Annotated in this window: 25 protein-coding genes; 12 read left to right on the plus strand and 13 right to left on the minus strand. The window is 43.5% G+C overall.

From position 1 onward, the window contains the following. The 12 genes from tolA to aspS form a co-directional block, all read right to left on the minus strand. Nucleotides 1-1,068: a cell envelope integrity protein TolA gene (gene tolA, locus VA249_RS09380; RefSeq protein ID WP_211916316.1), complete on the minus strand. Its 1,068-nt coding sequence runs from the start codon at nt 1,066-1,068 to the stop codon at nt 1-3. 13 nt (nt 1,069-1,081) lie between these two features. Then, the gene (tolR, locus tag VA249_RS09385) at nt 1,082-1,525 is read right to left on the minus strand and encodes a protein TolR (RefSeq protein ID WP_005441707.1); all 444 of its coding nucleotides are present in this window, start codon (nt 1,523-1,525) and stop codon (nt 1,082-1,084) included. 3 nt (nt 1,526-1,528) lie between these two features. Further along, the gene (gene tolQ / locus VA249_RS09390; protein WP_128810583.1) at nt 1,529-2,227 is read right to left on the minus strand and encodes a protein TolQ; all 699 of its coding nucleotides are present in this window, start codon (nt 2,225-2,227) and stop codon (nt 1,529-1,531) included. Next, nucleotides 2,217-2,636, minus strand: coding sequence for a tol-pal system-associated acyl-CoA thioesterase (gene ybgC, locus VA249_RS09395; protein ID WP_128810582.1), 420 nt, complete (start codon nt 2,634-2,636; stop codon nt 2,217-2,219). Before ybgC ends, tolQ begins: the two co-directional genes overlap by 11 nt. Before the next feature lie 172 nt (nt 2,637-2,808). Beyond that, entirely contained in the window at nt 2,809-3,111 is a 303-nt protein-coding gene (gene ybgE, locus VA249_RS09400) for a cyd operon protein YbgE (protein ID WP_128810581.1), read from the minus strand. Next, nucleotides 3,104-3,211 (minus strand): cytochrome bd-I oxidase subunit CydX, encoded by a 108-nt coding sequence (gene cydX, locus VA249_RS09405; RefSeq protein ID WP_099078639.1) that lies wholly within the window; start codon nt 3,209-3,211, stop codon nt 3,104-3,106. The genes ybgE and cydX overlap by 8 nt, the downstream gene beginning before the upstream one ends. A gap of 12 nt (nt 3,212-3,223) precedes the next feature. Next, a complete protein-coding gene (cydB, locus tag VA249_RS09410; protein ID WP_128810580.1) occupies nt 3,224-4,360 on the minus strand; it encodes a cytochrome d ubiquinol oxidase subunit II in 1,137 nt (378 codons plus the stop codon). Nucleotides 4,361-4,377: 17 nt separating this feature from the next. Continuing rightward, complete coding sequence (gene cydA / locus VA249_RS09415) at nt 4,378-5,964, minus strand: cytochrome ubiquinol oxidase subunit I (protein WP_128810579.1); 1,587 nt, start codon at nt 5,962-5,964, stop codon at nt 4,378-4,380. A 461-nt stretch (nt 5,965-6,425) separates the two neighbouring features. Further along, complete coding sequence (gene ruvB, locus VA249_RS09420; protein WP_211916315.1) at nt 6,426-7,430, minus strand: Holliday junction branch migration DNA helicase RuvB; 1,005 nt, start codon at nt 7,428-7,430, stop codon at nt 6,426-6,428. Nucleotides 7,431-7,451: 21 nt separating this feature from the next. Next, a complete protein-coding gene (ruvA, locus tag VA249_RS09425) occupies nt 7,452-8,066 on the minus strand; it encodes a Holliday junction branch migration protein RuvA (protein ID WP_211916314.1) in 615 nt (204 codons plus the stop codon). 149 nt (nt 8,067-8,215) lie between these two features. Next, nucleotides 8,216-8,737, minus strand: coding sequence for a crossover junction endodeoxyribonuclease RuvC (gene ruvC, locus VA249_RS09430; RefSeq protein WP_221067806.1), 522 nt, complete (start codon nt 8,735-8,737; stop codon nt 8,216-8,218). Nucleotides 8,738-8,830: 93 nt separating this feature from the next. Beyond that, entirely contained in the window at nt 8,831-10,609 is a 1,779-nt protein-coding gene (gene aspS, locus VA249_RS09435; RefSeq protein ID WP_211916313.1) for an aspartate--tRNA ligase, read from the minus strand. Nucleotides 10,610-10,882: 273 nt separating this feature from the next. Between aspS and VA249_RS09440 the strand changes: the two genes are divergently transcribed. From VA249_RS09440 to VA249_RS09470, 7 genes are all read left to right on the plus strand, one after another. Beyond that, a complete protein-coding gene (locus VA249_RS09440; protein ID WP_221067807.1) occupies nt 10,883-11,749 on the plus strand; it encodes a DUF72 domain-containing protein in 867 nt (288 codons plus the stop codon). Nucleotides 11,750-11,852: 103 nt separating this feature from the next. Further along, entirely contained in the window at nt 11,853-12,590 is a 738-nt protein-coding gene (gene cmoA / locus VA249_RS09445) for a carboxy-S-adenosyl-L-methionine synthase CmoA (protein ID WP_128810574.1), read from the plus strand. A gap of 146 nt (nt 12,591-12,736) precedes the next feature. Beyond that, nucleotides 12,737-13,708 (plus strand): tRNA 5-methoxyuridine(34)/uridine 5-oxyacetic acid(34) synthase CmoB, encoded by a 972-nt coding sequence (cmoB, locus tag VA249_RS09450; RefSeq protein ID WP_221067808.1) that lies wholly within the window; start codon nt 12,737-12,739, stop codon nt 13,706-13,708. A 220-nt stretch (nt 13,709-13,928) separates the two neighbouring features. After that, nucleotides 13,929-14,675: an ATP-dependent zinc protease family protein gene (locus VA249_RS09455; RefSeq protein ID WP_221067809.1), complete on the plus strand. Its 747-nt coding sequence runs from the start codon at nt 13,929-13,931 to the stop codon at nt 14,673-14,675. Between the two features lie 11 nt (nt 14,676-14,686). Beyond that, nucleotides 14,687-16,192: an inactive transglutaminase family protein gene (locus tag VA249_RS09460; protein WP_211916309.1), complete on the plus strand. Its 1,506-nt coding sequence runs from the start codon at nt 14,687-14,689 to the stop codon at nt 16,190-16,192. Nucleotides 16,193-16,195: 3 nt separating this feature from the next. Beyond that, nucleotides 16,196-17,164, plus strand: coding sequence for an alpha-L-glutamate ligase-like protein (locus VA249_RS09465; protein ID WP_128810571.1), 969 nt, complete (start codon nt 16,196-16,198; stop codon nt 17,162-17,164). Between the two features lie 196 nt (nt 17,165-17,360). After that, entirely contained in the window at nt 17,361-17,513 is a 153-nt protein-coding gene (locus VA249_RS09470) for a hypothetical protein (RefSeq protein WP_128810570.1), read from the plus strand. A 136-nt stretch (nt 17,514-17,649) separates the two neighbouring features. Here VA249_RS09470 and VA249_RS09475 read toward each other — a convergent pair whose 3' ends face one another. Then, nucleotides 17,650-18,666: a LacI family DNA-binding transcriptional regulator gene (locus VA249_RS09475; protein WP_221067810.1), complete on the minus strand. Its 1,017-nt coding sequence runs from the start codon at nt 18,664-18,666 to the stop codon at nt 17,650-17,652. A gap of 385 nt (nt 18,667-19,051) precedes the next feature. Here VA249_RS09475 and VA249_RS09480 point away from each other — a divergent pair, with 385 nt between their 5' ends. From VA249_RS09480 to VA249_RS09500, 5 genes are all read left to right on the plus strand, one after another. Beyond that, entirely contained in the window at nt 19,052-20,311 is a 1,260-nt protein-coding gene (locus VA249_RS09480; RefSeq protein ID WP_221067811.1) for an extracellular solute-binding protein, read from the plus strand. 92 nt (nt 20,312-20,403) lie between these two features. Further along, nucleotides 20,404-21,282, plus strand: coding sequence for a carbohydrate ABC transporter permease (locus VA249_RS09485; protein WP_221067812.1), 879 nt, complete (start codon nt 20,404-20,406; stop codon nt 21,280-21,282). Beyond that, a complete protein-coding gene (locus VA249_RS09490) occupies nt 21,282-22,094 on the plus strand; it encodes a carbohydrate ABC transporter permease (RefSeq protein ID WP_221067813.1) in 813 nt (270 codons plus the stop codon). Before VA249_RS09485 ends, VA249_RS09490 begins: the two co-directional genes overlap by 1 nt. Then, complete coding sequence (locus VA249_RS09495; protein ID WP_221067814.1) at nt 22,094-24,391, plus strand: glycoside hydrolase family 2 protein; 2,298 nt, start codon at nt 22,094-22,096, stop codon at nt 24,389-24,391. The genes VA249_RS09490 and VA249_RS09495 overlap by 1 nt, the downstream gene beginning before the upstream one ends. Beyond that, nucleotides 24,384-25,466 carry an ABC transporter ATP-binding protein gene (locus VA249_RS09500; protein ID WP_221067815.1) on the plus strand — a complete coding sequence of 361 codons (1,083 nt, stop codon included), beginning with the start codon at nt 24,384-24,386 and terminating at the stop codon, nt 25,464-25,466. Before VA249_RS09495 ends, VA249_RS09500 begins: the two co-directional genes overlap by 8 nt. Nucleotides 25,467-25,786: the final 320 nt, after the last annotated feature.

The following is a 25,786-nucleotide window of genomic DNA, read 5'->3' on the forward strand; positions in this document are numbered from 1 at the left end:
TTAGTCCAAAGCAACGGTTAAGTTAATGTCTTTTAATCTTTCGTTGACGGCGTCTTCTGACGATTTAGGGAAAGTCCCTACCTGTGCGATTGCGCTTTTTGCTGCAGCACATACTCGTGCGTCACCACCTAGCACCGTTACACCGGCAACCATCATGTCGGTCCCTGTTGGGATCAATTTGATGTTTACCCTACACTCCTTTCCCAGCAAATAGTCATCCTTAATCAGCCTTTGCTGAATATTCTGAGTATAGATGGATGACATGCGAGAAAGCTCATCGTCAATAAATTGATTGCGAGCCACATTGTTTTGACTTGCTTCATCTTCAAGACCTGCGAAGATATTATTCAGCGCAGCTTCTTGTTCCTTGCGTTCCCGCTCTAGACGGTCAAGGCGTTCTTTTTCTTTTCGCGCTTTCTCAGCGGCTTCTTTTGCCGCTTTTTCTTTCGCAATGCGTTCTTGCTCTGCTTTAGCAGCAGCTTCACGTTCACGTTTCGCTTTTTCTTCGGCTTCTTTCGCCGCTTTCTCTCGCGCTACGCGTTCTTGCTCAGCTTTAGCAACGGCAGCTTCTTTCGCTATGCGTTCCTGCTCGGCTTTGCGTACCGCCTCTTCTTTTATTTTGCGCTCTTTTTCAGCTTGCGCTGCTCGTTCTTTTTCTTTACGAGCTCGCTCCTCTTCAACTTTGCGCTCTTTTTCTTTCTGCTTGCGAGCAATTTCGGCCTCTCGAGCGGCTTTTGCATCTTTTGCTTGCTGCTCTTTTAGCTTACGAATTTGCTCTTCTTCTGCTTTGCGATTCTTCTCAAGCTGCTCTGCTTCACGTCTCAGTTTATCTAGACGGTCTTGCTCTTTCTTTGCGGCTTTCTCACGCTGCTGGCGAATCTCTTTCGCTTGCTGCTGAACTAACTTTGGATCAATCACGACCGCCTGCACCATTTGCCCAGTAGGCTCAGGCTTAGACATAGTAAAATCTGTCCCCCAAAGAAGTGCAACGACAAGAATCGCATGCAAACCAACCGATATCGCTATCGGCTTGGTATACTCTCTAGCTTTCTTCTTGTTATCTTTCATAGATATTCGATGTCTATTCCCTGATATCGGTCATCAGGCCCACCTTTGGGATGCCTGCGCGACTTAACTCGTCAAGCAGAAGTACAACGTCCGCGTAGGGTGTCGCTGCGTCACCACCAACGGCAACCGGTGAATCAGGCTTGATTTCACGCTCAGCTTTTACACGCACAATCACATCTTGGAGTGATAAACCACGTTGCACCTCTTCATCATTCACACTAAGACCTAAATTACCATCGCGGTCGATTTCAATGATGATAAAACTGCTGTCGGTATCTCCAGCCAGATCTTGCATGGACTCTGCCGTTGAGGTTTGAGGCAGATCCACATCGACACCTTGAGTAACGAACGGCGCGGTCGCCATAAAGATGATCAGCAGTACAAGCATCACGTCGATATAAGGTACAACGTTGATTTCTGCCGTCATCTTCCGTTTTTTAGGTTGATACCCCGCCATGTCTTATTCCTTATCAGAACCGTCACGGCCTGCCATTGCTTGACGGTGCAGAATGCTGTGAAACTCTTCCGAGAACGTTGCATAATTGTGTTCAAGCTTACTCACTTTGTTGCTTAGGCGGTTGTAGGCCATTACCGCTGGAATTGCAGCAAACAGACCCATCGCGGTTGCAATCAGGGCTTCTGCGATACCAGGAGCAACCATAGAAAGCGTTGCTTGCTTCACCTCACCGAGAGCAATAAACGCATGCATGATGCCCCAAACGGTACCAAATAGACCGATGTATGGGCTGATCGAACCAACGGTAGCAAGAAATGGTAGACTCGTTTCAAGTTCATCAACTTCACGAGCAACAGCAACACGCATTGCACGTCCGGTACCTTCCATGATGTAAGCAGGGGAATTTGCATTACTTTTACGTAGGCGTGCAAACTCTGTGAAGCCAGCATAGAAAATTTCTTCTGTACCCGCGATATCGTCTTTACGACTTTTTACTTTTTGATAAAGCACTGAAAGATCAGTACCCGACCAAAATTTGTCTTCAAATTCATCCGCACTTTTTGATGCGTGAGACAGCACCTTGCTGCGCTTAATGATCATTGCCCATGAAGCGATTGACATGCCTAACAGTGTCAACATCACAAGCTTTACCAACAGACTGGCCTGAAGAAAGAGATCTAAAATGGAAATATCAGCAGTCACTATTTGTTAGCTCCGAATTGATAAATGATGGAATAGCTATTGGTTTCATTTTCTTATTATCGATACATGCTACCTTAACAATTGTCTTGCACAATGTTTTGCCTTCATCATTGACTAACTCTTGACAAAATTGCAAAGACGCACGTTTTATTTCTGACACTTGGGTTAGAACGGTCAAGTGATCGTCTAATTTTGCCCCTTGCTTGAAATCGATATCCATGTGTCGGACAACAAACCCTACGTTTTGTTCCAACAACACATGTTGAGAAATGCCTTTGGCGCGCAACATTTCTGTACGTGCGCGTTCAAAAAATTTTAGATAATTTGAGTGATATACAACGCCGCCCGCATCAGTGTCTTCATAATACACGGTGATCGGCCAACGAAAGAGATTTGATGTGGCTTGCAAAGGAGTACCAGTACATTCAATTATTTAAAGCAATTACTATAACTGAAGCAGTAATAATTAGTACTGAGCTGAGATAATATTTTTGAATTTTGTAGAAAAAATAAAAGCCAGACACTGTGCCTGGCTTTTGTTTGATGATTTAGTAACCGACTTTATTTCGAGTTGTAACTGATTACATAAAATACAGTACGGTTAAATAAGTTAAGATAGCAAGTGAAAAGTACGGGCTAAACAATACTTGCCAGTACCATTTTATCGGTTTAAAACCAACACCATACACCATACTCGAGCACATTGCCCAAATCAGCGCAGGGGCGATCACGGCATTGAACCCGCCAATGGCTCCATGATAAGCCTCTGGATCCCACATCACCAATCCTACATGCATAAAGCCAAGGACAAGAGACAAGACTCTAAGCAGAGTCTTATCCATTGGTTCGTGAAGTTTTGCTACCTTATCAGCGAGATTACTCACTGTCTTCATCCATCATTTCAGTGTGCTCTAACCAAAGAGCATTGATGATACCGAATGCACAAGCAAGTAGTACACCTAGAATCCATGCGAAATACCACATAGTAATTGCTCCTTAGTAAAGTGAGTTTTTATTTTCTTCAATGAACTTGTCATCCAATCGGCCAAACATCTTGTAGTAAGTCCAAGATGTGTAAGCAAGGATGATAGGAACCATCACAAACGCAACACCTGTCATTAGGTTAAGCGTCAGTTCAGATGAAGTCGCATCCCACATTGTTAAGCTGTGGCTTGGCATTAAATCTGATGGCATTACGAATGGGAACATTGCAAAACCAGCAGTAAAAATAACGCCTGCGTTACCAAGACTAGAAGTCAAGAACGCGATACCACACTTCTCTAGACGAGATGCCAATACAGCAAGAAGCGGCATTGCAACACCTAGTACAGGCGCAGCCCATAGTAGTGGGTAGTTTTCAAAGTTCTTCATCCACGCACCTGCCTCTCGAATAACTTCTTTATTCAGAGGGTTTGATGGTGCATTTGCGTCAATGCTACCAACAATCACGTAGCCATCGATATTTTGAATCCAGAAACCAGCCGCAACAAATGCAACCACGGTTAGCAAACCGGTTAACTGAGCAACATTACGTGCACGAGTGTGAACGTCGCCAGTGGTTTTCATTTGAAGCCACGTTGCACCTTGCATCAGGATCATAAACAAGCTAACTAGACCACATAGCAGAGCAAACGGGTTTAGTAGACCAAAGAATGAACCATGGTACGTTGGCATCAAAAAGTCGTTCAACTGGAACGGTACACCTTGAAGAAGGTTACCAAATGCCACACCGAAGATAATTGGTGGAACGAAGCCACTGATTGAGATACAGATATCCCAAGTATTACGCCATTTTTTGTCTTCGATCTTTGAACGGTAATCCAGACCAATAGGACGTAGCCAAAGTGCTGCCAAAGTTAAGATCATCGCTAGGTAGAAACCTGAGAACGATGTCGCGTAAACCAAAGGCCAAGCGGCGAACAATGCACCACCAGCGGTGATAAGCCAAACTTGGTTACCATCCCAGTGAGGAGCGATTGAGTTAATCATTACACGGCGTTGCGTGTCGTTTTTGCCGATAATAGGTACAAGCGCGCCCACACCCATATCGAAACCATCTGTGATTGCAAAACCAACTAGTAGAACACCGATCAGTACCCACCAGATGAGTCGCAAGATTTCGTAATCAAACATCTTGTTATCTCCTTGTCTTACGCTTCTACTTGGCGACTAACTTTGTCTTCAACAGAGTCAGCGTTTTGCTCGAAGTGGTAGCGGCCTGTTTTTAAGCTGCTTGGACCTTTACGAGCGAATTTCACCATTAGGTATACTTCTGCAATTAGGAATGCAGTGTACAGCGCTAGGATTGCAAATAGTGACGTCCAGATTTCAGCAGCGGTTAGTGCTGAAGCCGCAACGTGTACCGGTAGGATTTCACCTACAGCCCACGGTTGACGACCGTATTCTGCAACGAACCAACCCGCTTCAATAGCGATCCAAGGCAGTGGAATACTGAATAGCGCGGCCTTAAGAACCCATTGCTTCTGTTCGATCTTCTGACGACATGTTTGGATGAATGCCGCACCAAATACGAATAGCATGATGAAACCACACGCCACCATGATACGGAACGACCAGAATAGAGGCCAAACTGTTGGGATTGAATCATCCGCAGCCGCTTGGATTTGGTCTTCTGTTGCATCAACAACGTTGTCTGTGTAGCGTTTAAGGAGCAGGCCGTAACCTAGATCACCTTTCACTTCGTCAAACGCAGTCATGTTTTCTTCAGACTTATCGCCCGCACGCAGTTTTTCTAGCAACTCGTATGCGTACATACCAGTGCGAATACGGTCAACGTGCTCTTCACGTAAATCGTGTAGACCTGTTACTTGCTCGTCAAATGAACGTGTCGCAATGATACCCATTACGTATGGGATCTTAATTGCGTAATCCGTTTCCATTGTTTCTTGATTTGGAAGACCAAATAACGTGAATGCTGCAGGCGCTGGCTCTGTATGCCATTCCGCTTCTACTGCGGCTAGTTTCACTTTTTGAACTTCACCAAGCTCGTAACCAGATTCATCACCTAGAACGATAGTCGACAGAATTGCCGCCATACCGAAAGAAGCAGCAATAGCAAATGAACGACGAGCGAACGCGATATCACGACCTTTAATTAGGTAGTAAGAACTGATGCCAAGAATAAACATCGCGCCACAGGTGTAACCCGATGCCACAGTATGAACAAATTTCACCTGTGCTACAGGGTTAAGCACTACGTCAGCAAAGCTCACCATTTCCATACGCATGGTTTCAAAGTTAAATTCTGCGCCAACTGGGTTTTGCATCCAGCCGTTCGCGATAAGAATCCAAAGTGCAGAGAAATTCGAACCAAGCGCAACCAGCCAGGTTACCGCTAAGTGTTGACGTTTAGATAGACGATCCCACCCGAAGAAGAATAGACCAACAAAAGTTGACTCCAGGAAGAAAGCAACCAGAGCTTCGATCGCTAGTGGTGCACCGAAAATGTCACCTACATAGTGAGAATAGTAAGACCAGTTCGTACCAAACTGGAATTCCATGGTAAGGCCGGTAGCCACACCAAGTGCAAAGTTAATACCGAATAGCTTACCCCAGAACTTGGTCATGTCCTTATAGATTTGCTTGTTCGTCATTACGTACATCGATTCCATAATGGCCAAAAGGAAGGCCATACCAAGGGTCAATGGTACGAATAGGAAGTGATACATCGCTGTCAGTGCAAACTGCAACCGCGACAGATCAACTACGTCAATCATGGTAACTCCTATGTGTCGGCTGAATGACACTCTCTACATATTGCAATCCATGTCCAAGCGTTATTAACACTTGAATAATGTTGAATTATCACAACAAATTGTTGCAAAAATGTACTTTATTGGTTAGTTAATTGTTAAGCATCAGCTAATATAGCTAGGGCTAATATTACTTGTAAAAACAGATTGTTTCAAAAGGTTTATGGGGGGAAAGCGCTTTGATGTACATCAATCTTTATGTGCTGAATTTGAACGAAAATCCATCACATTGATCCAGATCAATACCAATTAAACAGACTTGTTATGCCGCGGTAAATAGACAAGGAATCATTGACTTAAAAGCAAACACAGCATTAACAATTAAGCACGAATGATTACCTCTTTATGGCTAGAGGAATTTTTATAAATGAGACGTTAGTCAAACTTAATCAAAAGCTGAGCGATAAACACTCAGCTATGAAATCTTATTTTTCAATACCGAAATGAAGGTACGCTCGATCGGTTGCGATTCTACCACGTGGTGTTCGTTGCAAGTAACCTTGTTGAATAAGATAAGGTTCAAGAACGTCTTCAATCGTGTCTTTTTCTTCGCCGATCGCTGCTGCCATGTTATCAAGCCCAACCGGACCACCGCCAAATTTTTCCATAATTGCGAGTAGTAGCTTGCGGTCCATATAATCAAACCCCTCGGCATCAACATCCAACATGTTTAGAGCTTTATCAGCCACATCAGCACTGATATGACCATCGCCTTTTACTTCAGCGTAATCTCGAACGCGGCGGAGTAAGCGGTTGGCGATTCGTGGCGTACCACGAGCACGACGCGCGACTTCCAAAGCCCCTTCAGATTCCATCGAAAGCCCAAGACAATCTGCACTACGCTGTACAATGTGTTGGAGATCTTTCACTTTATAGTATTCAAGGCGCTGTGTGATACCAAAGCGATCACGTAATGGTGATGTCAATGAGCCAGCTCGTGTTGTCGCTCCGATCAAGGTAAACGGTGGTAAATCAATCTTAATAGAACGCGCCGCTGGCCCCTCACCGATCATGATATCTAATTGATAGTCTTCCATTGCGGGATACAACACTTCCTCAACCATAGGGCTTAGGCGGTGGATCTCATCAATGAACAAAACATCGTTTTCTTCTAGGTTGGTCAGTAACGCAGCCAAATCCCCTGCTTTCTCAAGCACTGGACCAGACGTAGTGCGAATATTCACTTCCATCTCATTAGCAACGATATTGGCGAGCGTAGTTTTACCTAAGCCAGGAGGTCCAAAAATCAGCAAGTGGTCAAGGGCTTCCTTACGTAATTGAGCCGCCTTGATAAAGATTTCCATTTGGTCACGAACGTGATCCTGCCCTTGGTAATCCGCCAGTTTCTTTGGACGTATTGCGCGGTCTATAACATCTTCTTCGCGGAATGCTGGATTTTGAGGTGCGATTAAACGATCGGCTTCAATCATATTATTCTCTTGGAATTCCCATTACACCATTGATTTTAGTGCTTCGCGGATCAATTGTTCGCTAGTCATCTCAGGTTTAGCCACTTGTGATACCACTTTTGATGCTTGTGTTGGCTTGTAACCTAAAGCCAAGAGCGCGCTGACTGCTTCTTCTTCTGCATTGTTAGAAACCGCAGAGCCAGAATCTGTAGGTGCTGCATCCGTAAACGGAGTAAACAGATCGCCAGCGCCCCAACCTTTCAAGCGGTCTTTCATTTCAACCACTAGGCGTTCAGCGGTTTTCTTACCAACACCAGGCAACTTCACAAGCGTCGAGATATCTTCACGTTCAACACAAGCCACAAATTGGCTTGCCGTCATACCAGAAAGGATGCCCAAGCCAAGCTTAGGCCCCACACCATTGGCTTTGATGACTTCACGGAACAATGCGCGTTCTTTTACTGTGTTAAAACCGTAAAGTAACTGCGCATCCTCACGAACGACAAAGTGAGTATAAATAATGGCCTCTTCACCGACATTTGGCAGTTCGTAGAAGCAGCTCATTGGCATCTGAACTTCATAACCAATGCCATTAACTTCAATTAAAACTTCAGGTGGTTGCTTTTCTAGCAGAATGCCGCGAAGACGTCCGATCACGATAAATACTCTTTGGAAATGAATTTGCGACAGGATAATAAAGAACTGGATAGACATCCAGTCCTTTGTCTATTTAGATGATAGTTTTTGGGAGGATGACGGAACAAAAAAGCAAATATTTAGAGTATAAGAGCCTAGCTCAGGTCACTTTATCGGTAACGTCCTTTACGCGCACTGGTGGCTTTGCCAGCCAATGCAATAAGCGTCTTATTGGTATTTGCGTGACAAATTGCCACGCCAAGCGCATCCGCCGCATCGGCTTGAGGTTTCGCTGGCAGTTTAAGCATGTGCTGCACCATATGCTGCACTTGTACTTTATCTGCCCCGCCCGTACCAACAACCGCTTGCTTAATAAGACGAGCCGCATATTCATAAACAGGGAGGTCCGCATTAACCGCCGCCACAATCGCGGCGCCACGAGCTTGACCAAGTTTTAAAGCGGAATCGGCATTCTTCGCCATAAATACCTGTTCAATAGCAAAAACGTCTGGTTGAAACTGAGTGATGATTTCAGTCACGCCCGCATAGATTTGCTTAAGACGGCCTGGCAATTCTTTCTCAGACGTTCGAATACAACCACTACCGAGATATTGCAAATGGCGACCTTGTTGACGAATTACGCCATAGCCCGTAATACGTGAGCCTGGGTCAATTCCAAGAATAATTGACATGTCAATTCCTGTTCTACATCTTTTATTAAAACAAAAACTCCCGCAGGTGCGGGAGTTTTGTTATTTATTTCGATCGCATGACCAAATGAGTGCTTATTCTGCGTCTTTCGCTTTTGCCGCTGTCACTGCAATAGCAAGCTCTTCAAGTGCTGCTGGGTTAGCAACGCTTGGTGCGTCTGTTAGAAGACACGCTGCAGCCGTTGTTTTAGGGAATGCGATAACGTCACGGATGTTATCAGTACCACAAAGTAGCATCACTAGACGGTCTAGACCGAATGCAAGACCTGCGTGTGGAGGTGTACCGAATTTCAGTGCGTCTAGTAGGAAGCCAAACTTCAGTTTTTGCTCATCGGCATCAATACCTAGGATATCAAATACTGCCGCTTGCATTTCTGCATTATGGATACGTACAGAACCACCGCCCACTTCGTAGCCGTTGATAACCATATCGTATGCATTTGAATTTGCTGATGCAGGGTTCGCTTTCAACTCTTCAGCCGTTAGGCCTAAAGGAGAAGTAAACGGGTGGTGCATCGCGTGTAGGTTACCTTCGTCGTCTTCTTCAAACATTGGGAAGTCAACAACCCATAGCGGTTTCCAAGCTGACTTGTCCGTTAGCTCAAGGTCAGTACCTAGCTTAAGACGTAGTGCGCCCATCGCTTCAGTTACAACACGTTTGCTGTCTGCACCAAATAGGATGATATCGCCAGTTTCAGCCTGAGTACGATCAAGCAGTTGTGCTACAACTTCTTCGTTTAGGAACTTAGCCACTGGAGACTGTACACCTTCAAAGCCTGCTGCACGGTCGTTTACTTTCATCCATGCTAGCCCCTTCGCACCGTAAATACCTACGAAGTTAGTGTATTCGTCGATTTGCTTACGAGATAGCGCAGCGCCACCTGGTACACGAATCACTGCTACACGACCTTTTTCGTCATTAGCAGGACCAGAGAATACTTTGAAGTCGACATCTTTTAGGATGTCTGCAACGTCAACCAGCTCTAGTGGGTTACGTAGATCTGGTTTATCAGAACCAAAACGACGTGCCGCTTCTTCAAATGACATTACTGGGAACTGGCCTAGATCAACATTCAGTAGCTCTTGCCACATTTGACGAATCATCTCTTCCGTTTTTTCACGTACTTGATCAGCCGTCATAAATGACGTTTCGATATCGATCTGAGTGAATTCTGGTTGACGGTCAGCACGTAGGTCTTCGTCACGGAAACATTTAACGATTTGGTAGTAGCGGTCAAAACCAGACATCATTAGAAGCTGTTTGAATAGCTGTGGAGACTGAGGAAGCGCGTAGAAGCTGCCTTTGTGAACACGGCTAGGTACTAGGTAGTCACGAGCGCCTTCTGGCGTCGCTTTAGTCAGTACTGGCGTTTCGATGTCTAGGAAACCGTTGTCATCTAGGAAACGACGAACAAAGCTTGACGCTTTAGCACGCAGCTTGATGCGATCGCTCATTTCTGGACGACGTAGGTCTAGGTAACGGTACTTTAGACGTTGCTCTTCAGAGTTCTTTTGGTTGAAGTCTAATGGTAGAACGTCAGAACGGTTGATGATTTCAAGACCTGTCGCCAGAATCTCTACTTCACCTGTTGCCATGCCAGCATTTACTTGGCTTTCTGGACGTGCGCGAACTTCACCCGTTAGTTTGATACAGAATTCATTACGTAGTTGCTCTGCTACTTTGTAAGCATCCGCCATATCTGGATCGACAACTACCTGAACAACGCCTTCACGATCTCGCATATCGATAAAAATCAGACCGCCTAAATCACGACGACGGTTAACCCAGCCGCATAGTTCTACAGTTTGTCCTGCAAGGGACTTGTTCAGGTGACCACAGTAATGGGTACGCATAATGAAATTCCCAATCTCTCAAAAATTATTAACGAGTCTCTCTCAGCGTCATTGCCGAGCAGAGTAAAGATTTATTTATACGCTGAAAGCCTATAAAAATCGACTACTCAACATACAATTAAGTGTGTTTTATCATTCCCTGGTGCTTTTTAGTACAACAAATGCTCAAAAGCGCACCAAAGCAGAAAAGTTGAGGATGATTATACCTTGAAATTATCCGTTTCAGCAAAACTCTCGTAAAGTATCGACCATCAACATAACAGTGGAGTCGTCATGGTTGGTTTACCTCTAAGACTTGGATTAACGATGTGGTCACACAATCAGTGGCAACAAAGCTTTTATGGCAGTGGCACAAAACCCGCAGAGCGACTAGAGAAGTACGCTCGGGTTTTCCACACTGTCGAGGGCAACACCACTTTTTACGCCACTCCTACGTCAAATACCGTTCAGAATTGGAAAGCAGCCACACACGATGATTTCAAATTTACGTTCAAACTCCCCAAAGCAATCACTCACGATCAGATGCTAAGAGGCGTAGATGGACAACTGATTGATTTCATGAAAATAATGGAACCTTTGCATGAACGCGTTGGACAATGGACCATTCAATTGCCTGCAGCTTTTGGACCTGATCACCTTGATAGACTCAAGACCTTTTGTGCCCGATTCCCGCCGAACTTTCCACTGAGCGTAGAAGTACGCAATATGGCTTTTTTCTCCAAAGGAGAAGATGAACGCGCTTTAAACCAATGGCTATTAGAAAGTGGTATTAATCGAATCATAATGGACAGTCGCCCAGTGTTTGCCGCCAAACCAACCTCTCAAGCCGTGATCGATGCCCACCAGCACAAGCCTCGCGTACCGGTGCATGCTATCGCGACGGCCACGCATCCAATGATTCGCTTTATTGGTCATCCTAACATGGAGGAGAACTTACGCTTTTTCGAACCTTGGCTGCAAAAGCTACCGTTGTGGGTTGAACAAGGCATTCAACCGTATTTAATGATTCACACGCCAGATAACGTACAGGCTCCAGAGCTAGCCGAAAAGCTGTATAAACAACTGCAGCTTAAACTTTCATTGCCTAATTTAGCGGTATTTCCAGCCAACGATGGTAACTCGCAAATACAGATGTTTTAAATGCACTTATAATTAAGAAAATGACAGAGGCGCGAATTTCCCATAAAATACGCGCCTTTTTTGATGCCTGACGTTTCAGGCCGCTGCATGCAGAGATTTGGTTATGAACCCTAATAGCAATCCAGATACTATTTTTTCGGCTCCAATCGATAAAATTGGGGATTTCACGTTCGATGAACGCGTAGCGGAAGTTTTTCCAGATATGATTCAGCGCTCCGTACCGGGTTACAGCAACATCATTTCTGCCATCGGTATGCTAGCTGAACGTTTTGTTAAACCACATTCGACCATCTATGACTTAGGTTGTTCTTTGGGCGCTGCAACACTGTCAATGCGCCGTCATATCAAACAAGAGGGTTGTCAGATCATTGCTGTCGACAACTCACCTGCGATGGTTGAACGCTGTAAGTTGCACGTCAATGCGTACCGCAGTGACACACCTGTGACAGTCGTAGAAGCCGATATTCGCAATATCGAAATTGAAAATGCATCGGTTGTCGTACTTAACTTCACACTGCAATTTCTGTCACCAGAAGATCGCTATGCGCTATTAGAAAAGATCTACGCAGGTCTGCGTCCTGGTGGCATTTTGATTTTGTCAGAAAAATACGTGTTTGAAGATGAAGTATCAAATGAACTGCTGATCGACCTGCATCATGACTTTAAACGTGCCAATGGCTACAGTGAGCTAGAGATCAGTCAAAAACGCAGCGCAATCGAAAACGTCATGCGTCCTGATTCAAAGAAAGACCATAAAGAGCGTTTTGCTAAAATTGGTTTCTCAAGCTACGACGTTTGGTTCCAGTGCTTTAACTTTGGCTCGATGTTCGCCATCAAGTAAACGGCTTAGCGCTTAAACCGATACGAGCGAAAGTCACTACTGACTATTGTTATAGCGATATATTTTTATAGCAACTTATGGTTATAGCGACTTATTTTTCTAGCGACTATTAATTTTTATAACATCAACTCAGCGATGAACTAACTATGTTTAACTTTGCAAATTTCTACCAATTAATTGCCCAAGACACCCGTCTTCAACCTTGGCTGAACGTGTTACCACAACAGCTAACGGACTGGCAAAATGCAGAGCACGGTGACTTTGGTCGCTGGTTGAAAGCCCTGAATAAAATCCCACCGGGTCAGCCTGATAATGTTGATATCGTAAATTCAGTCTCTATTTCGAATAACGAACCGATGCACATCGGTGAGTTGAAGAAACTTGAAAGCTTGCTGCGTACATTCCATCCATGGCGTAAAGGCCCATATCATGTTCATGGCATCCATATAGATACAGAATGGCGCAGCGACTGGAAATGGGACCGAGTCCTACCTCACATTTCTCCACTCGAAAATCGCAGCGTTCTCGATGTTGGTTGTGGCAATGGCTACCACATGTGGCGCATGCTCGGTGCGGGTGCTCGCCTTTGTGTTGGTATCGACCCATCTCACCTATTCTTAATTCAGTTTGAAGCAATGCGTAAGCTCATGGGCGATGACCAGCGTGCACATTTGCTGCCGTTAGGTATTGAGCAACTGCCTAAATTGGAAGCATTCGATACTGTATTTAGTATGGGCGTTCTTTACCACCGTCGCTCGCCGCTTGATCACTTAGTACAACTAAAAGATCAATTGGTATCCGGTGGTGAACTGGTGCTAGAAACATTGGTGATTGAAGGGGATGAGAACGCAGTCTTAGTGCCAACCTCTCGCTACGCACAGATGCGTAATGTGTACTTCTTCCCATCAGCGAAAGCGCTTAAAGTTTGGTTAGAACTGGTCGGCTTTGAAGACGTTCGCATCGTAGATGAAAATGTGACCTCTGTAGATGAACAACGTACTACGGATTGGATGACACACAACTCACTGCCGGACTACTTGGACCCAAGCGATCCTAGCAAAACGGTGGAAGGTTACCCTGCACCTCGACGAGCGGTACTTGTCGCACGTAAACCATAATTGGTTGAGATTTCTGACATTGTCTTAACTCATTCCCGCCATTAAGACATTAATCTCTCCATGAATCTTATAAAGGATGCCAATTGCATCCTTTATTTTTTAGCGTAACGTCACTAATCCTCACTCTATAAGAGTCTGCAATAGATTCTTTCTTGTGACCATTCGGCGTTCTAAGCTAAACTACTAAAAATAAACGACTTCATCCAATCCAAGGTTATCAATGTTTACACGATTGACTCCGGTTGTTGCGATCGCCCTACTTTCAGGATGCACTCTTACGAAAGGCGAGCAGTACCACCAAGAAACGCTAGCTGCTATCCAAGCCTCTGAGACAAACTTTAATACCCGAGTCTCTAATTTAGAACTCCAACTTAGTAATCAATCAGATTATATAGAAAGCCTTGAAGATCACGTCGATAAGCTGGAAAACGAACTTATCGCTTTCCGTGATGAGGCGATGGCTGAAGTAAGAAAGCCCAAAGACCCTATCATCGTTCAAGCTCCTGCTCCCATTCAAGCAACCCCAACTCATGAGATTGTTCTTGGCTCGATTGAGCGCGTAACCATTGATTCGATCAAGCAAACCTTTGATGCTCGCGTGGATACAGGGGCAGCGACTTCGTCTCTTAATGCAGTAGATATTGAAGAGTTCGAGAGAAATGGCAAAAACTGGGTTCGCTTCCACCTAGCAGACAACACCAAATCAGATGCTGAAAAAGACATTTGGATTGAAGCGCCAATCATTCGCTTCGTAAAAATTCGCCAAGCGACCACTGAAGAGCTTGAACGCCGCGCTGTGGTAGAGCTTTGGGTCCGTGTCGGAAAAATTCATGAAAAAGCGCAATTTACGTTGGCAGATCGTTCTCAAATGAACCATCCTGTTCTACTAGGAAGAGAATTTTTACGTGACATCGCCATGGTAGATGTGAGCCGTAAATATATTCAAACGGAAGAAGACCAAAAATAAAAAGGTAAATTATGACCTCAAGAATACCGTTCTACTTGTCAATCATTCTATTGGTGGTTGCAGGCATTGCTTTGAGTGTTTTTAGACACGAAAACTACGGCGTTCCATGGACGCCAGGTGAAACTCGTCAGGTTTGGGATGTTGAAGCTCGCATCGAATTCAACGCAAATGGCGGTGAAGTAAAAGCGTCACTTGCGGCACCACATACTCAAAAAGGCTACACGCTCATTGGTGAGTCAGCATCATCACCAGGTTACGGCGTTTCTTATGTGGACTCTGATTCAGGTCGCAGAGCAGAATGGTCTATTCGTCAGGCTAAAGGGCCACAAACTATTTATTACAAGGCTCAGTTCCTTGTTGACCCTCAAGCGAAAGTTAATCCACAACCTCCAACAGAAGATATTGTCCAACCAACGCTTTCTGCACCTCAGCAAGCAGCAGCAAACGCGTTAATTGAACGTGCGATGAGCCGCTCTGCGGATAATGTTACGTTCGCCCGTGAACTTATCAAAACTCTCAATGATCCTGACAGCCAAAACGCCGCTCTGATCCTAAACGATTTTGACCGTACAGATGCGTTAAGCAAAATCCTATTAACGGCTGGTGTTCAAAGCAAAATCGTTGGAGTCATCGAACTTGAAGATGGTCGTCGACGTCAAACGATTCAACCAATGGTTCAAGTCTGGTCTGGTGATGAATGGGTATTGTTCTCTCCAAATTCAGAACAAGCCGCAGCGCAGCCTAACTTGCTCGTTTGGGATGAATCAAACGTATCACTGCTTGATTTAGTTGGCGGTAAAAACAGCCAAGTTCACTTCTCAATGATCAAACAAGAAGTGACGCCTCAACAAGCAACGGATAACAAAGTGGAAGCGGATGGCTTACTTAACCTCTCTATTCATAGTTTGCCTTTAGAAGAGCAAGCCATGTTTAAGACCATCATGTTGATTCCAATCGGTGCACTTATTGTTGTATTCCTGCGTGTCATCATCGGTCTAAAAACGTCTGGTACGTTCATGCCTGTTCTGATTGCCGTTGCGTTTGTACAAACTCAGCTAGTGACCGGTATTGTCGGTTTCCTATTAATCGTCGGCACTGGTTTGATCATTCGAAGCTATCTATCAAGGCTAAACCTCCTTCTTGTCGCGAGGATCTCCGCCGTCATTATTACGGTTATCATGATCATCTCGGTCTTCACGGTTGTGGCATTCAAGATTGGCCTCACTGAAGGTCTCACGATTACATTCTTCCCGATGATCATCTTGTCTTGGACAATCGAACGTATGTCGATTCTGTGGGAAGAAGAAGGGGCGAAAGAAGTGGCAATGCAAGGTGGTGGTTCGCTGTTAACTGCTGTTTTGGTTTACCTAGCGATGACCAACCCTTACATCCAGCACTTAACGTTTAACTTTATCGGCCTACAACTTATTGTATTGGCAGGAATCTTACTACTCGGTACTTACACTGGTTACCGTCTAACAGAGCTGCGTCGCTTTAAGCCACTAGCGGAGGACTAAACGATGTTTGAACGTTTTACTTCGCCAGGAAAACTTCGCCATAAAGGTATTATGGGAATGAACAAGCGGAACCATAGTTACATTGGACGCTACAACGATCGCTCTAAATACCCTTTGGTGGATGATAAGCTCAAGACCAAGATCATTGCTGAAGCCGCAGGGGCAACGGTTCCTAAGTTGATTGGCGTGATCAATAGCCAAGCGGAAGTCAAAACCATTCATAAGATGGTTGAAGATTGGCCTGGGTTTGTCATCAAGCCAGCGCAAGGCAGTGGCGGTAAAGGGATCTTGGTGATTACTTCTCACAAGGATGGCGTTTACACAAAACCATCCGGTTCGACCTGTAACAAAGAAGAGGTAGAACGCCATATTAGTAATGCATTAGCTGGCCTATTCTCGCTTGGCGGAAAAAACGATGTAGCCGTGGTTGAGAACCTTATCAAGTTTGATGATTGCTTTGATGGCTTCAGTTATGAGGGCGTTCCAGATGTACGAATCATCGTATTTAAAGGCTACCCTGTCATGGCGATGATGCGTTGTTCAACCTCCGCCTCTGATGGTAAAGCAAACTTACACCAAGGTGCGGTTGGCGTAGGTATTGATATCGCAACAGGAAAAGCAATTCGAGCCGTCCAATTTGACCAACCTGTCACACACCACCCAGATACGGGTAAAGACTTATCAACTCTACAAGTCCCTCATTGGGAGCGATTGCTTGAGCTTGCATCAAGTGCATGGGAAATGACTGGTCTTGGTTACATGGGTACAGACATGGTGCTGGATAAAGAAGAAGGCCCTATGGTGCTGGAGCTTAACGCACGTCCAGGCCTCGCAATTCAAATTGCAAACGGCGCTGGCTTATTGCCACGTTTAAAGCATATTGAAGCGCTTGGGATGCCCGCTGAGTATCCTAAACCACTAGAACGCGTCGCCTACGCAATCGAGAAATTCGGCGTCAAATCTCAATTCTAAGCCCTTTCGCTAGCATCCCATTCGGTGGTGCTAGCGTTATTTCATTTCTTCACGTTATTGCTCGCTTTCTAAAAAAACACACCACCTTTCCATAAACAATGATCAACCTAACAATTTAAACATCGATTGTTTCTTTTTTATTCGATTCTTTGACTATCATGATGACTCCCCCTTACTCAACTCGAGAGGTTGGGCAATGCAACAAAACAAAAATACAATAATTAACCCCCAGCTTGTAGAACAGGAGACTTTAGACCAACACTTACAACGTTTGTCAGAGCTTTCTGTCCAAGCACTCAATGAGCTTGCTGAAATGATCGAACAAGGAAACGACTTTTCAGAGGAGTAGCGCCTCCTAACTAGCGCATAATAAAAAACCGAGACTGTTGTCCTGCAGTCTCGGTTTTTTTAAGTTTATAATCAATTTATCAGTCGCGTAAATTATGAGTCATTCTAACAAGTTACTAAAATTGGCATCATTAGTTCTATTTAAAACTTTCACGCAACACCATTTCGTAGTCTAGCATTACTTTTTTTCGATATGTTCGACCTGATGCTCTCTCTCTTGCTAAATCAACCGCTGCTTCTCCCATTTCGACGGGAAATAAACGCAACGTACTTAGACTAGGGTTAAGATGTTGTGCTGCTGGTATGTCATTCATTCCTATGACTTGGATATCTTTCGGTATATCAATTTGACGTTCCTGAATTGCTCGATATACACCAATTGCGATAATATCAGTGGCGGCAAAAACGACATCGGGTTGAATTTTCTGACACAGCATGTCACTCATCGCTTTATAGCCAGATTCAATACAAAAAACATTACTCACTATACAAAGATCTTCGTGAAAAATGCCGGCTTGTTTAGTCATGTTAGTGAATACATGTAATCTTGATTCATCATTACCAATAAATGCCGGACGAGATGCTCCACTTTCTATTATTCTTGAGACAACTGCGGCTGCAGCTTCTTCCCGATCAAAAAGAACCGAGTCGCAGTTTCGCTCTCTGGGATCTGAGTCGACAAAAATCAGATTTTTATTCAATCTAAATATGTTATCTATATCTTGTGAGGAAAAATGTCCAACACAAATTACGGCATGAGCTTGATGAATAAAGTGGCTGCTTGAAGTAATGTTAGCAACAAATGTATTCCGCAAAGCTATGTTATATAAGTGGCACTGTTTTTCTATACCAATCCTTACAGATGTAAAATAAGGATCATTTAACTCCTCTGTTGGATTGAGGAAGTGAATAACCACAATGTTCATTTCAGAATAAGGATTGTTCTTCGATTGTGTTCGCGAAATAAAATGATCTTCATCATGCACACAGCTCTTTCGCATCGTTGGCGTCAAATAACCTAACTCATCTGCGATAGCTAAAATTTTATCGCGTTTTTCCTTTTTTATTGAGATAGATGGGTCATTATTTAATACTCTTGAAACCGTTGATGATGCAACACCTGCTTTTAAAGCAACATCTTTGATTCTTGCCAAAACATTTCCCTCTGCGTTTATAAAACCCCTGACAATGACGAAAAAAACAACGGTCATCACATCGAATATCACTATATTATGAAATGGAAATTTATTTTTTGCCCAAACTCACAAATAAAAAATACAAAAACAAATCTAAACACAGTAAATTTAAAGTTATAGATCACACATTTACACCAATTTATTATACTAACTTGTTAGTATTTACTTTCTCATAACAATTAAAATTGGGAAAATTTTCCAAATTTTAGTTGCCCAGTTCTAAGTTCTATTTACAAGAATCCAATCTTAGTGATTCATATCACTATCATGAATTTTCCCTAATTGCCCAATTGACGGTTAGTACCTAAAGTGCAGTTAATTCTTACAACAACTGGACAATATTATGAAATTGAATACTAAGCTTTCTGTTTTGTCTTTCTGTGTCTTGTCTTCCGCAATTTCTTTACCAACTTGGGCAGACGATCTTACAGTATGGGCATGGGATCCAAACTTCAACGTTGCTGCGATGCATGAAGCTGCTGGACGATATAAGCAGCAAGTCCCTGACTTTGAACTTGAAGTAATAGATTCTGCGCGTGAAGATATTGAGCAAAAACTACACACAATGCTCGCCTCCGGAATCACAACTTCATTACCAGACATCGTGTTAATCGAAGATTATAACGCGCAGAAATTTTTAGCCGCTTACCCTGGCTCATTTCTACCGCTGCAAGAACATATCAACTACAGCGAATTCGCCCCATATAAAGTCAAAGTCATGACTCAAAATGACAAAATATATGGTATTCCATTTGACTCTGGCGTAGCAGGTTTATTCTATCGCACTGACTATTTAGAAAAAGCGGGCTTCAAACACGAAGACCTAGTCAATATTACTTGGGATAGATTTATCGAAATAGGCAAAATAGTAAAAGAAAAAACTGGCGTAGCCATGCTAACTTACGACATTAACGATGTGGTTTTGCCGCATATTATGATGCAGTCTGGCGGCGAATGGTTTGTTGATGAACAAGGCAAGCTAAACATTTCTAATAATAGAGCCCTGATTAAAACGTTAGAGACCATCAAAGCTATCAATGATGCTGAAATCACCAGACCAATTTCAGGTTGGTCTAGCTTTGTTGGCAGCTTTAACGCAGGCTTAAGCGCTACCGTCACATCTGGCGTGTGGATCATGGGGTCAATTAAAAGTGTTGAAGAACAATCGGGGCTTTGGAGAGTTGCACCTATTCCACGCCTAAACATCGAAAACGCGACTCACGCTTCAAACCAAGGCGGATCAAGCTGGTATGTACTCAGCACTAGCGATGATAAACCTTTAGCTATCGACTTTTTGAAAAAAACCTTTGCTTCTGACCAAGACATGTATCAAACGCTGTTGGTAGAGCGTGGAGCGCTAGCGACTTATCTTCCTGCATCGACGGGATACGCCTACACTGTGAGTGACCCATTCTTTGGCGGTCAGCCGGTTTTTTCTGATTTTTCTAAATGGGTGAGCGAAATTCCTCAAGTGCCTTACGGCATGTATACCCAAGAAATCGATACAGCCATAGCCTCTGAAATACCTGCAATATTAAAAGGCGAAGATGTCAAAAAAGTTCTACAGCGTGTAGAAAAATCACTGAAATACCAAGGTATTTAGATGTTAAAGCAGCTTGATAGCTTCTATTAGATGAAAACCATCTAACATCGCGTAAATATATCAAGCTGCCTATTTTCTATGGTGGAAAAACAATGAATCATTCAAAAGTACGCCGACTGTACGATATCAATGGCTGGGCATTCGTGGGCATCGCTGTGAGCCTTATTGCCATCATGACGGTCTACCCTATCCTCAAATCGCTATGGCTTTCTTTTCATTCTGGCCGTGGTGTTGTTATGGAATTTGTTGGCCTAGGTAATATTATTCGTTTATTTTACGATCCGGTATTCAAACAAGCCTTGTTTAATACTCTTAGCTTTCTGGTTATTCAAGTTCCCATTATGATTTTGCTTTCACTAGCTATTTCATCATGTTTGAATTCACCAAATCTTAAATACAAACAGTTATTCAGATTAGCAATATTCTTACCTTGTGTGACTTCTTTAGTCGCTTATTCAATCCTATTTAAGAGTATGTTCGAACTCGATGGGGTTATAAATTCTTTCTTACTTTTCATACATATTATCGACAAACCTATTCCTTGGCTTGCCGATCCATTCTGGGCTAAGGTGACGATCATCATCGCCATTACGTGGCGTTGGACTGGTTATAATATGATCTTTTATTTGTCTGCTATGCAAAACATTGACAAGTCGATTTATGAAGCAGCAAGAATCGATGGTGTTAGTCCTATAAAACAGTTCTTTTTTATTACCGTACCACTATTAAAACCGGTCATTTTGTTTACAACTGTTACCTCAACAATAGGGACATTACAGCTATTCGATGAGGTTATGAACATCACTAATGGTGGCCCTGCAAACTCAACGCTTACTTTATCTTTATATATTTATAATTTGTCATTTAAGTTTATGCCGAATTTTGGATACGCGGCCACCGTGTCTTATGTGATAGTGGTTTTTGCTGCTCTACTAGCTCTGTTCCAATTTAAAGTCGCGAGGGATAAATAATGAGAAGTAGCAAAATATACAACGTATTGATGTATGTCTTTTTGGTATTGGTAAGTATTTTATCGCTCTTCCCTTTTTACTGGATGATTGTCTCTAGCACCAATAAAACCAGTGATATCAATATGGGAAAATTCTCTTTTGGCGACCAATTATTCGTCAATCTAGAAAAACTCACCAGTCAGGTTGATTTAGGATTGATATTTTACAATACATCAAAAATTGCGTTGCTGAGTACGATTTCGACGCTGATCGTTTGTTCAATTGCTGGTTATGCCTTTGAAATCTACAGCAGCAAAAACCGTGAACGTGTTTATGTCGCACTATTAACAACAATGATGATCCCATTTGCTGCGCTTCTTATTCCACTGTTTACCATGTTTGGTAAAGCGGGATTATTAGACACACACTTTGCCGTCATCATGCCTACGGTCGCGGGCGCGTTCATTATTTTTTATTTTAGACAATGTACTAAAACATTTCCTCGAGAACTCATCGATGCTGCTCGTGTAGAGGGGGTCGCTGAATGGAAGATCTTCCTATACGTCTATTTTCCGATTATGCGTTCTAGCTATTCAGCCGCTTTTATTATCGTTTTCATGGCTTCATGGAACTCATTTTTGTGGCCATTGGTCGTTTTACAATCCAATGGGCTTAAGACAATGAACTTAGTGCTTTCGAGCTTTGCCTCTGCTTATGCCCCCGATTTTGGACTCATTATGGTCGGAACGGTCGTTGCTACTCTGCCAAGTTTATTTATTTTCTTCGCCATGCAAAAACAATTCGTGGCAAGTATGACTGGAGCAATCAAATAATGCGTCATTCTCAAAACATTCGAAATAACTGGTTTTTCTGCAGCGGTCACGAGGTGATTGCCTCTGCTGATAGCATCGACAGTAAATACCAACAAATTGAGCTTCCTCATAATGCTAGCGATGTTCCTTTCAACTATTTTGATGAGGCATCTTTACACGGTGATTACACTTACCACTACCCGTTTGAGTGGACTAACCAAGATATTGAAAAGTCACATGTATTACGTTTTGAAGGTGTTCTTTGTGATGCTCGTGTCTACATCAATGGTAAGTTAGCTGCCAAGCACAGCGATGGGTTTACGCCATTCGATATCTTCATTACGCCATTTTTACAAAACGGTAACAACTTAATCACCGTCACACTGAGTGGTCAGGAGAATCCTTTAATTCCGCCGTTTGGCGGGCAATTGGATTTTCTCTGTTTCCCTGGCATTTACCGAGATGTCACCTTAACAACCTACAACTTTGCTCGAATCAAGAACGTCAAGTTAGAAACATACAATGTACTGACACAGCCAACTTTACGAGCCAGCGTTTTCCTTGAGTCGTTCTGCGAAACTAACGCGAATTTGTCTCTGAGACTGCGTTTATACAATAACAACAATACCGTTATGTATGAGTCTGACCATGTTCATGTATCTTCTAGCAATACTCCTATTACTATCATGGCGCATGATTTAAAAAACATAGAACGCTGGGACATTAACAACCCCAGTTTGTACCGTGTGGAAGTTGAGCTTATCTCAGACACAATCTTAGATACTTTTACCGCTCAAGTGGGGTTTCGCGAAGCAGAATTCAGAGTCGATGGTTTTTACCTCAATGGCGAGCGCATTCAGTTAGTTGGTATTAATCGCCATCAAAGCTTTCCTTATATTGGCTATGCCATGGGTAGGCGAGCGCAACAAGAAGACGCTGACATTATAAAAAATGAGCTTGGATTTAACCTCGTTCGCACCTCTCATTACCCTCAGTCACCAGATTTTCTCGACCGTTGCGATGAAATCGGTTTGCTGGTGTTTGAAGAAATGCCGGGCTGGCAGCACATTGGTGGAGCGGAGTGGCAAAATAAGTCTGTCGAGAACGTACAAGCGATGATCGAAAGAGACTGGAATCACCCAAGCATTATTATTTGGGGCGTTCGCGTTAATGAGTCTGCCGATCATCATGAATTCTATCAGCGCACAAACCAACGAGCGAAGTCGCTCGATTCAACACGCCAAACTGGTGGAGTAAGATGCATCCAAAACAGTGAATTGTTGGAAGACGTGTACACGATGAATGACTTTATTCTTAGTGACAGTGTTCTTAACCCACATGGCACTCTTGCTGTACGCAGCCCCCAAAGTGTGACTGGTTTAGATAAGCCAGTCCCATACATGATCACCGAATACGCAGGCCATATGTACCCGACCAAACGTCAAGACTGCGAGACGTGGCAGATCGAACATGCCACGCGCCACCTTCGAGTACTCGACGCCAGTTTTGCTAACCCAAATATAAGCGGTGCGATTGCATGGTGTCTGTTTGATTACAACACGCACCAAGATTTCGGTAGTGGAGACAAAGTTTGCTATCACGGCATTATGGATGCATTCCGTATTCCAAAATTTGCAGCTTACGTATACGCGAGCCAAATGGCCCCTGAACAGCAAACGATATTACAACCGGTTACCTATTGGACACGTGGTGAACGCCCAGAAGCCAGTGCTTTACCATTAATGATCTTAACCAATTGTGATAGCCTCGAAATCGAAGTGCTTGGCAGTGATTGTTGCGAAACGTTCTATCCCGATCGAGCTCGTTTCCCACACCTACCCCACCCTCCGGTGATTGTTGAGCGTCTCAATCAGCGCAGTCTACCATTAGGCGACTGGGGCCATAGTTGGAACAATCTCATCATTCGCGGATACCGCAATGGAGAATTGGTGATGCGCAAAGAGCTAGCGGCGTCACCTCAACCGACAGAACTTTCTGTTGCACTTCAAAGTAAACAGTTAATGGCGAATTGCTCAGACACATGTCGAGTTACGATCAAGGCGTTAGATCAACACCAACAATTAATGCCATATTGCAAAGACATCATTTCAATTTCCACCACTGAAAATTTGTCTTTGATTGGCCCAAGTTCACTGGCTCTTGAGGGCGGAGTTTGTGGCTTATGGGTAAAAGCTCACCAAGCTGGAGAGGCTCAAATTACAGTAACAAGCCAAATTTTTGGTCAACAAACGTTATCACTAACCATCACACAAGCGGTATCACAGCATTCTACGACTCATGAGGTTCACTATGGCTGATGTTAAACTAAACAAAATTGTCAAACGTTACGGAAAAATCCAGACAATCCACAACATCGACCTGACCATCGACTCCGGTGAATTTGTTGTATTTGTTGGTCCTTCCGGCTGTGGTAAATCCACCTTATTAAGGATGATTGCCGGCTTAGAAGATATTACTGAGGGGGAACTGTATATTGATAAAGAGTTGGTGAATGACTGCGATCCTGCCTCAAGAAAAATCGCCATGGTATTTCAATCTTATGCGTTGTACCCACATATGACGGTGGCTGAAAACATGGGATTCGGTCTAAAAATGACTGGCCATCCAAAGCAAGAGATTGAGGACCTCGTTCACAGAGCAGCAAAAACACTGCAACTTGAAGCCCTACTCGACCGCACTCCAAAACAACTTTCAGGTGGTCAAAGACAACGAGTTGCTATCGGGCGAGCCATTGTCAGAGAACCTAAAGTGTTTTTATTTGACGAGCCGCTCTCGAACCTTGATGCGGAGCTTCGAGTTGAGATGCGTTTGCAAATCGCGAGGTTACATCAAGATATGGGTAACACCATGATCTACGTTACTCATGACCAAGTAGAAGCGATGACCCTAGCAGATAAAATTGTTGTTTTAAACAAAGGACGAATCGAGCAAGTTGGCAGCCCATTGGAACTCTATCACCGCCCAATAAATCTGTTTGTCGCAGGTTTCATCGGTAGCCCGAAAATGAATTTTTTACCCGGCACAATTCAATCATTAGACAACAATCAGATAACCGTGCAGATAAATCGTGGCGAAACCATCACCGTCAATCAGCACCTAGCGAATCTGAGTGTAGGCCAAAACATTACGCTAGGTATTCGACCTGAGCATTTAAAAACTGAATGCGATGGTGACGTTCACTTTGTGATCCAAAATGAAGTAAGTGAACGTTTGGGCAATGCCACCTACATGTTTGGTAATTTTGCTGGTGTCAGTGACTTTAAAGTTCACTTAACGGGTGATATTGATCTTCAAGCATACAGTGATGTAAAACTCACTTGCCAAAGTCATGATTGTCATTTCTTCGATGAAAATGGATTAAGAATAGAATAATTTCATTGATGATTATTGAGTTATTTATTCTCAATTCTATCCCATGCTTTGATTTATTACAGCACTGTATTTGCAGTGCTGTTTATTTTTGTGACACTACCTTTCGCTGTCGAATACCTAACCTCTTATAAAAATGCCTTTGGTTCCGATGCTGATGAAAGAAATGAGTACTCAGTTATTGTGCAACCAACCTACCGATGAAACAACATTCACTCCACTTGGTTAGAAACGGAATACGCCTTTAAGCCCTACTCCCTCTCGAGAGATATTACTAATATCTCATAGAACTTATCCCCCTCACGACAATGAAAGAGCACTTA

This window comes from Vibrio alfacsensis, from assembly GCF_019670485.1.
GTDB classification, from domain to species: domain Bacteria; phylum Pseudomonadota; class Gammaproteobacteria; order Enterobacterales; family Vibrionaceae; genus Vibrio; species Vibrio alfacsensis.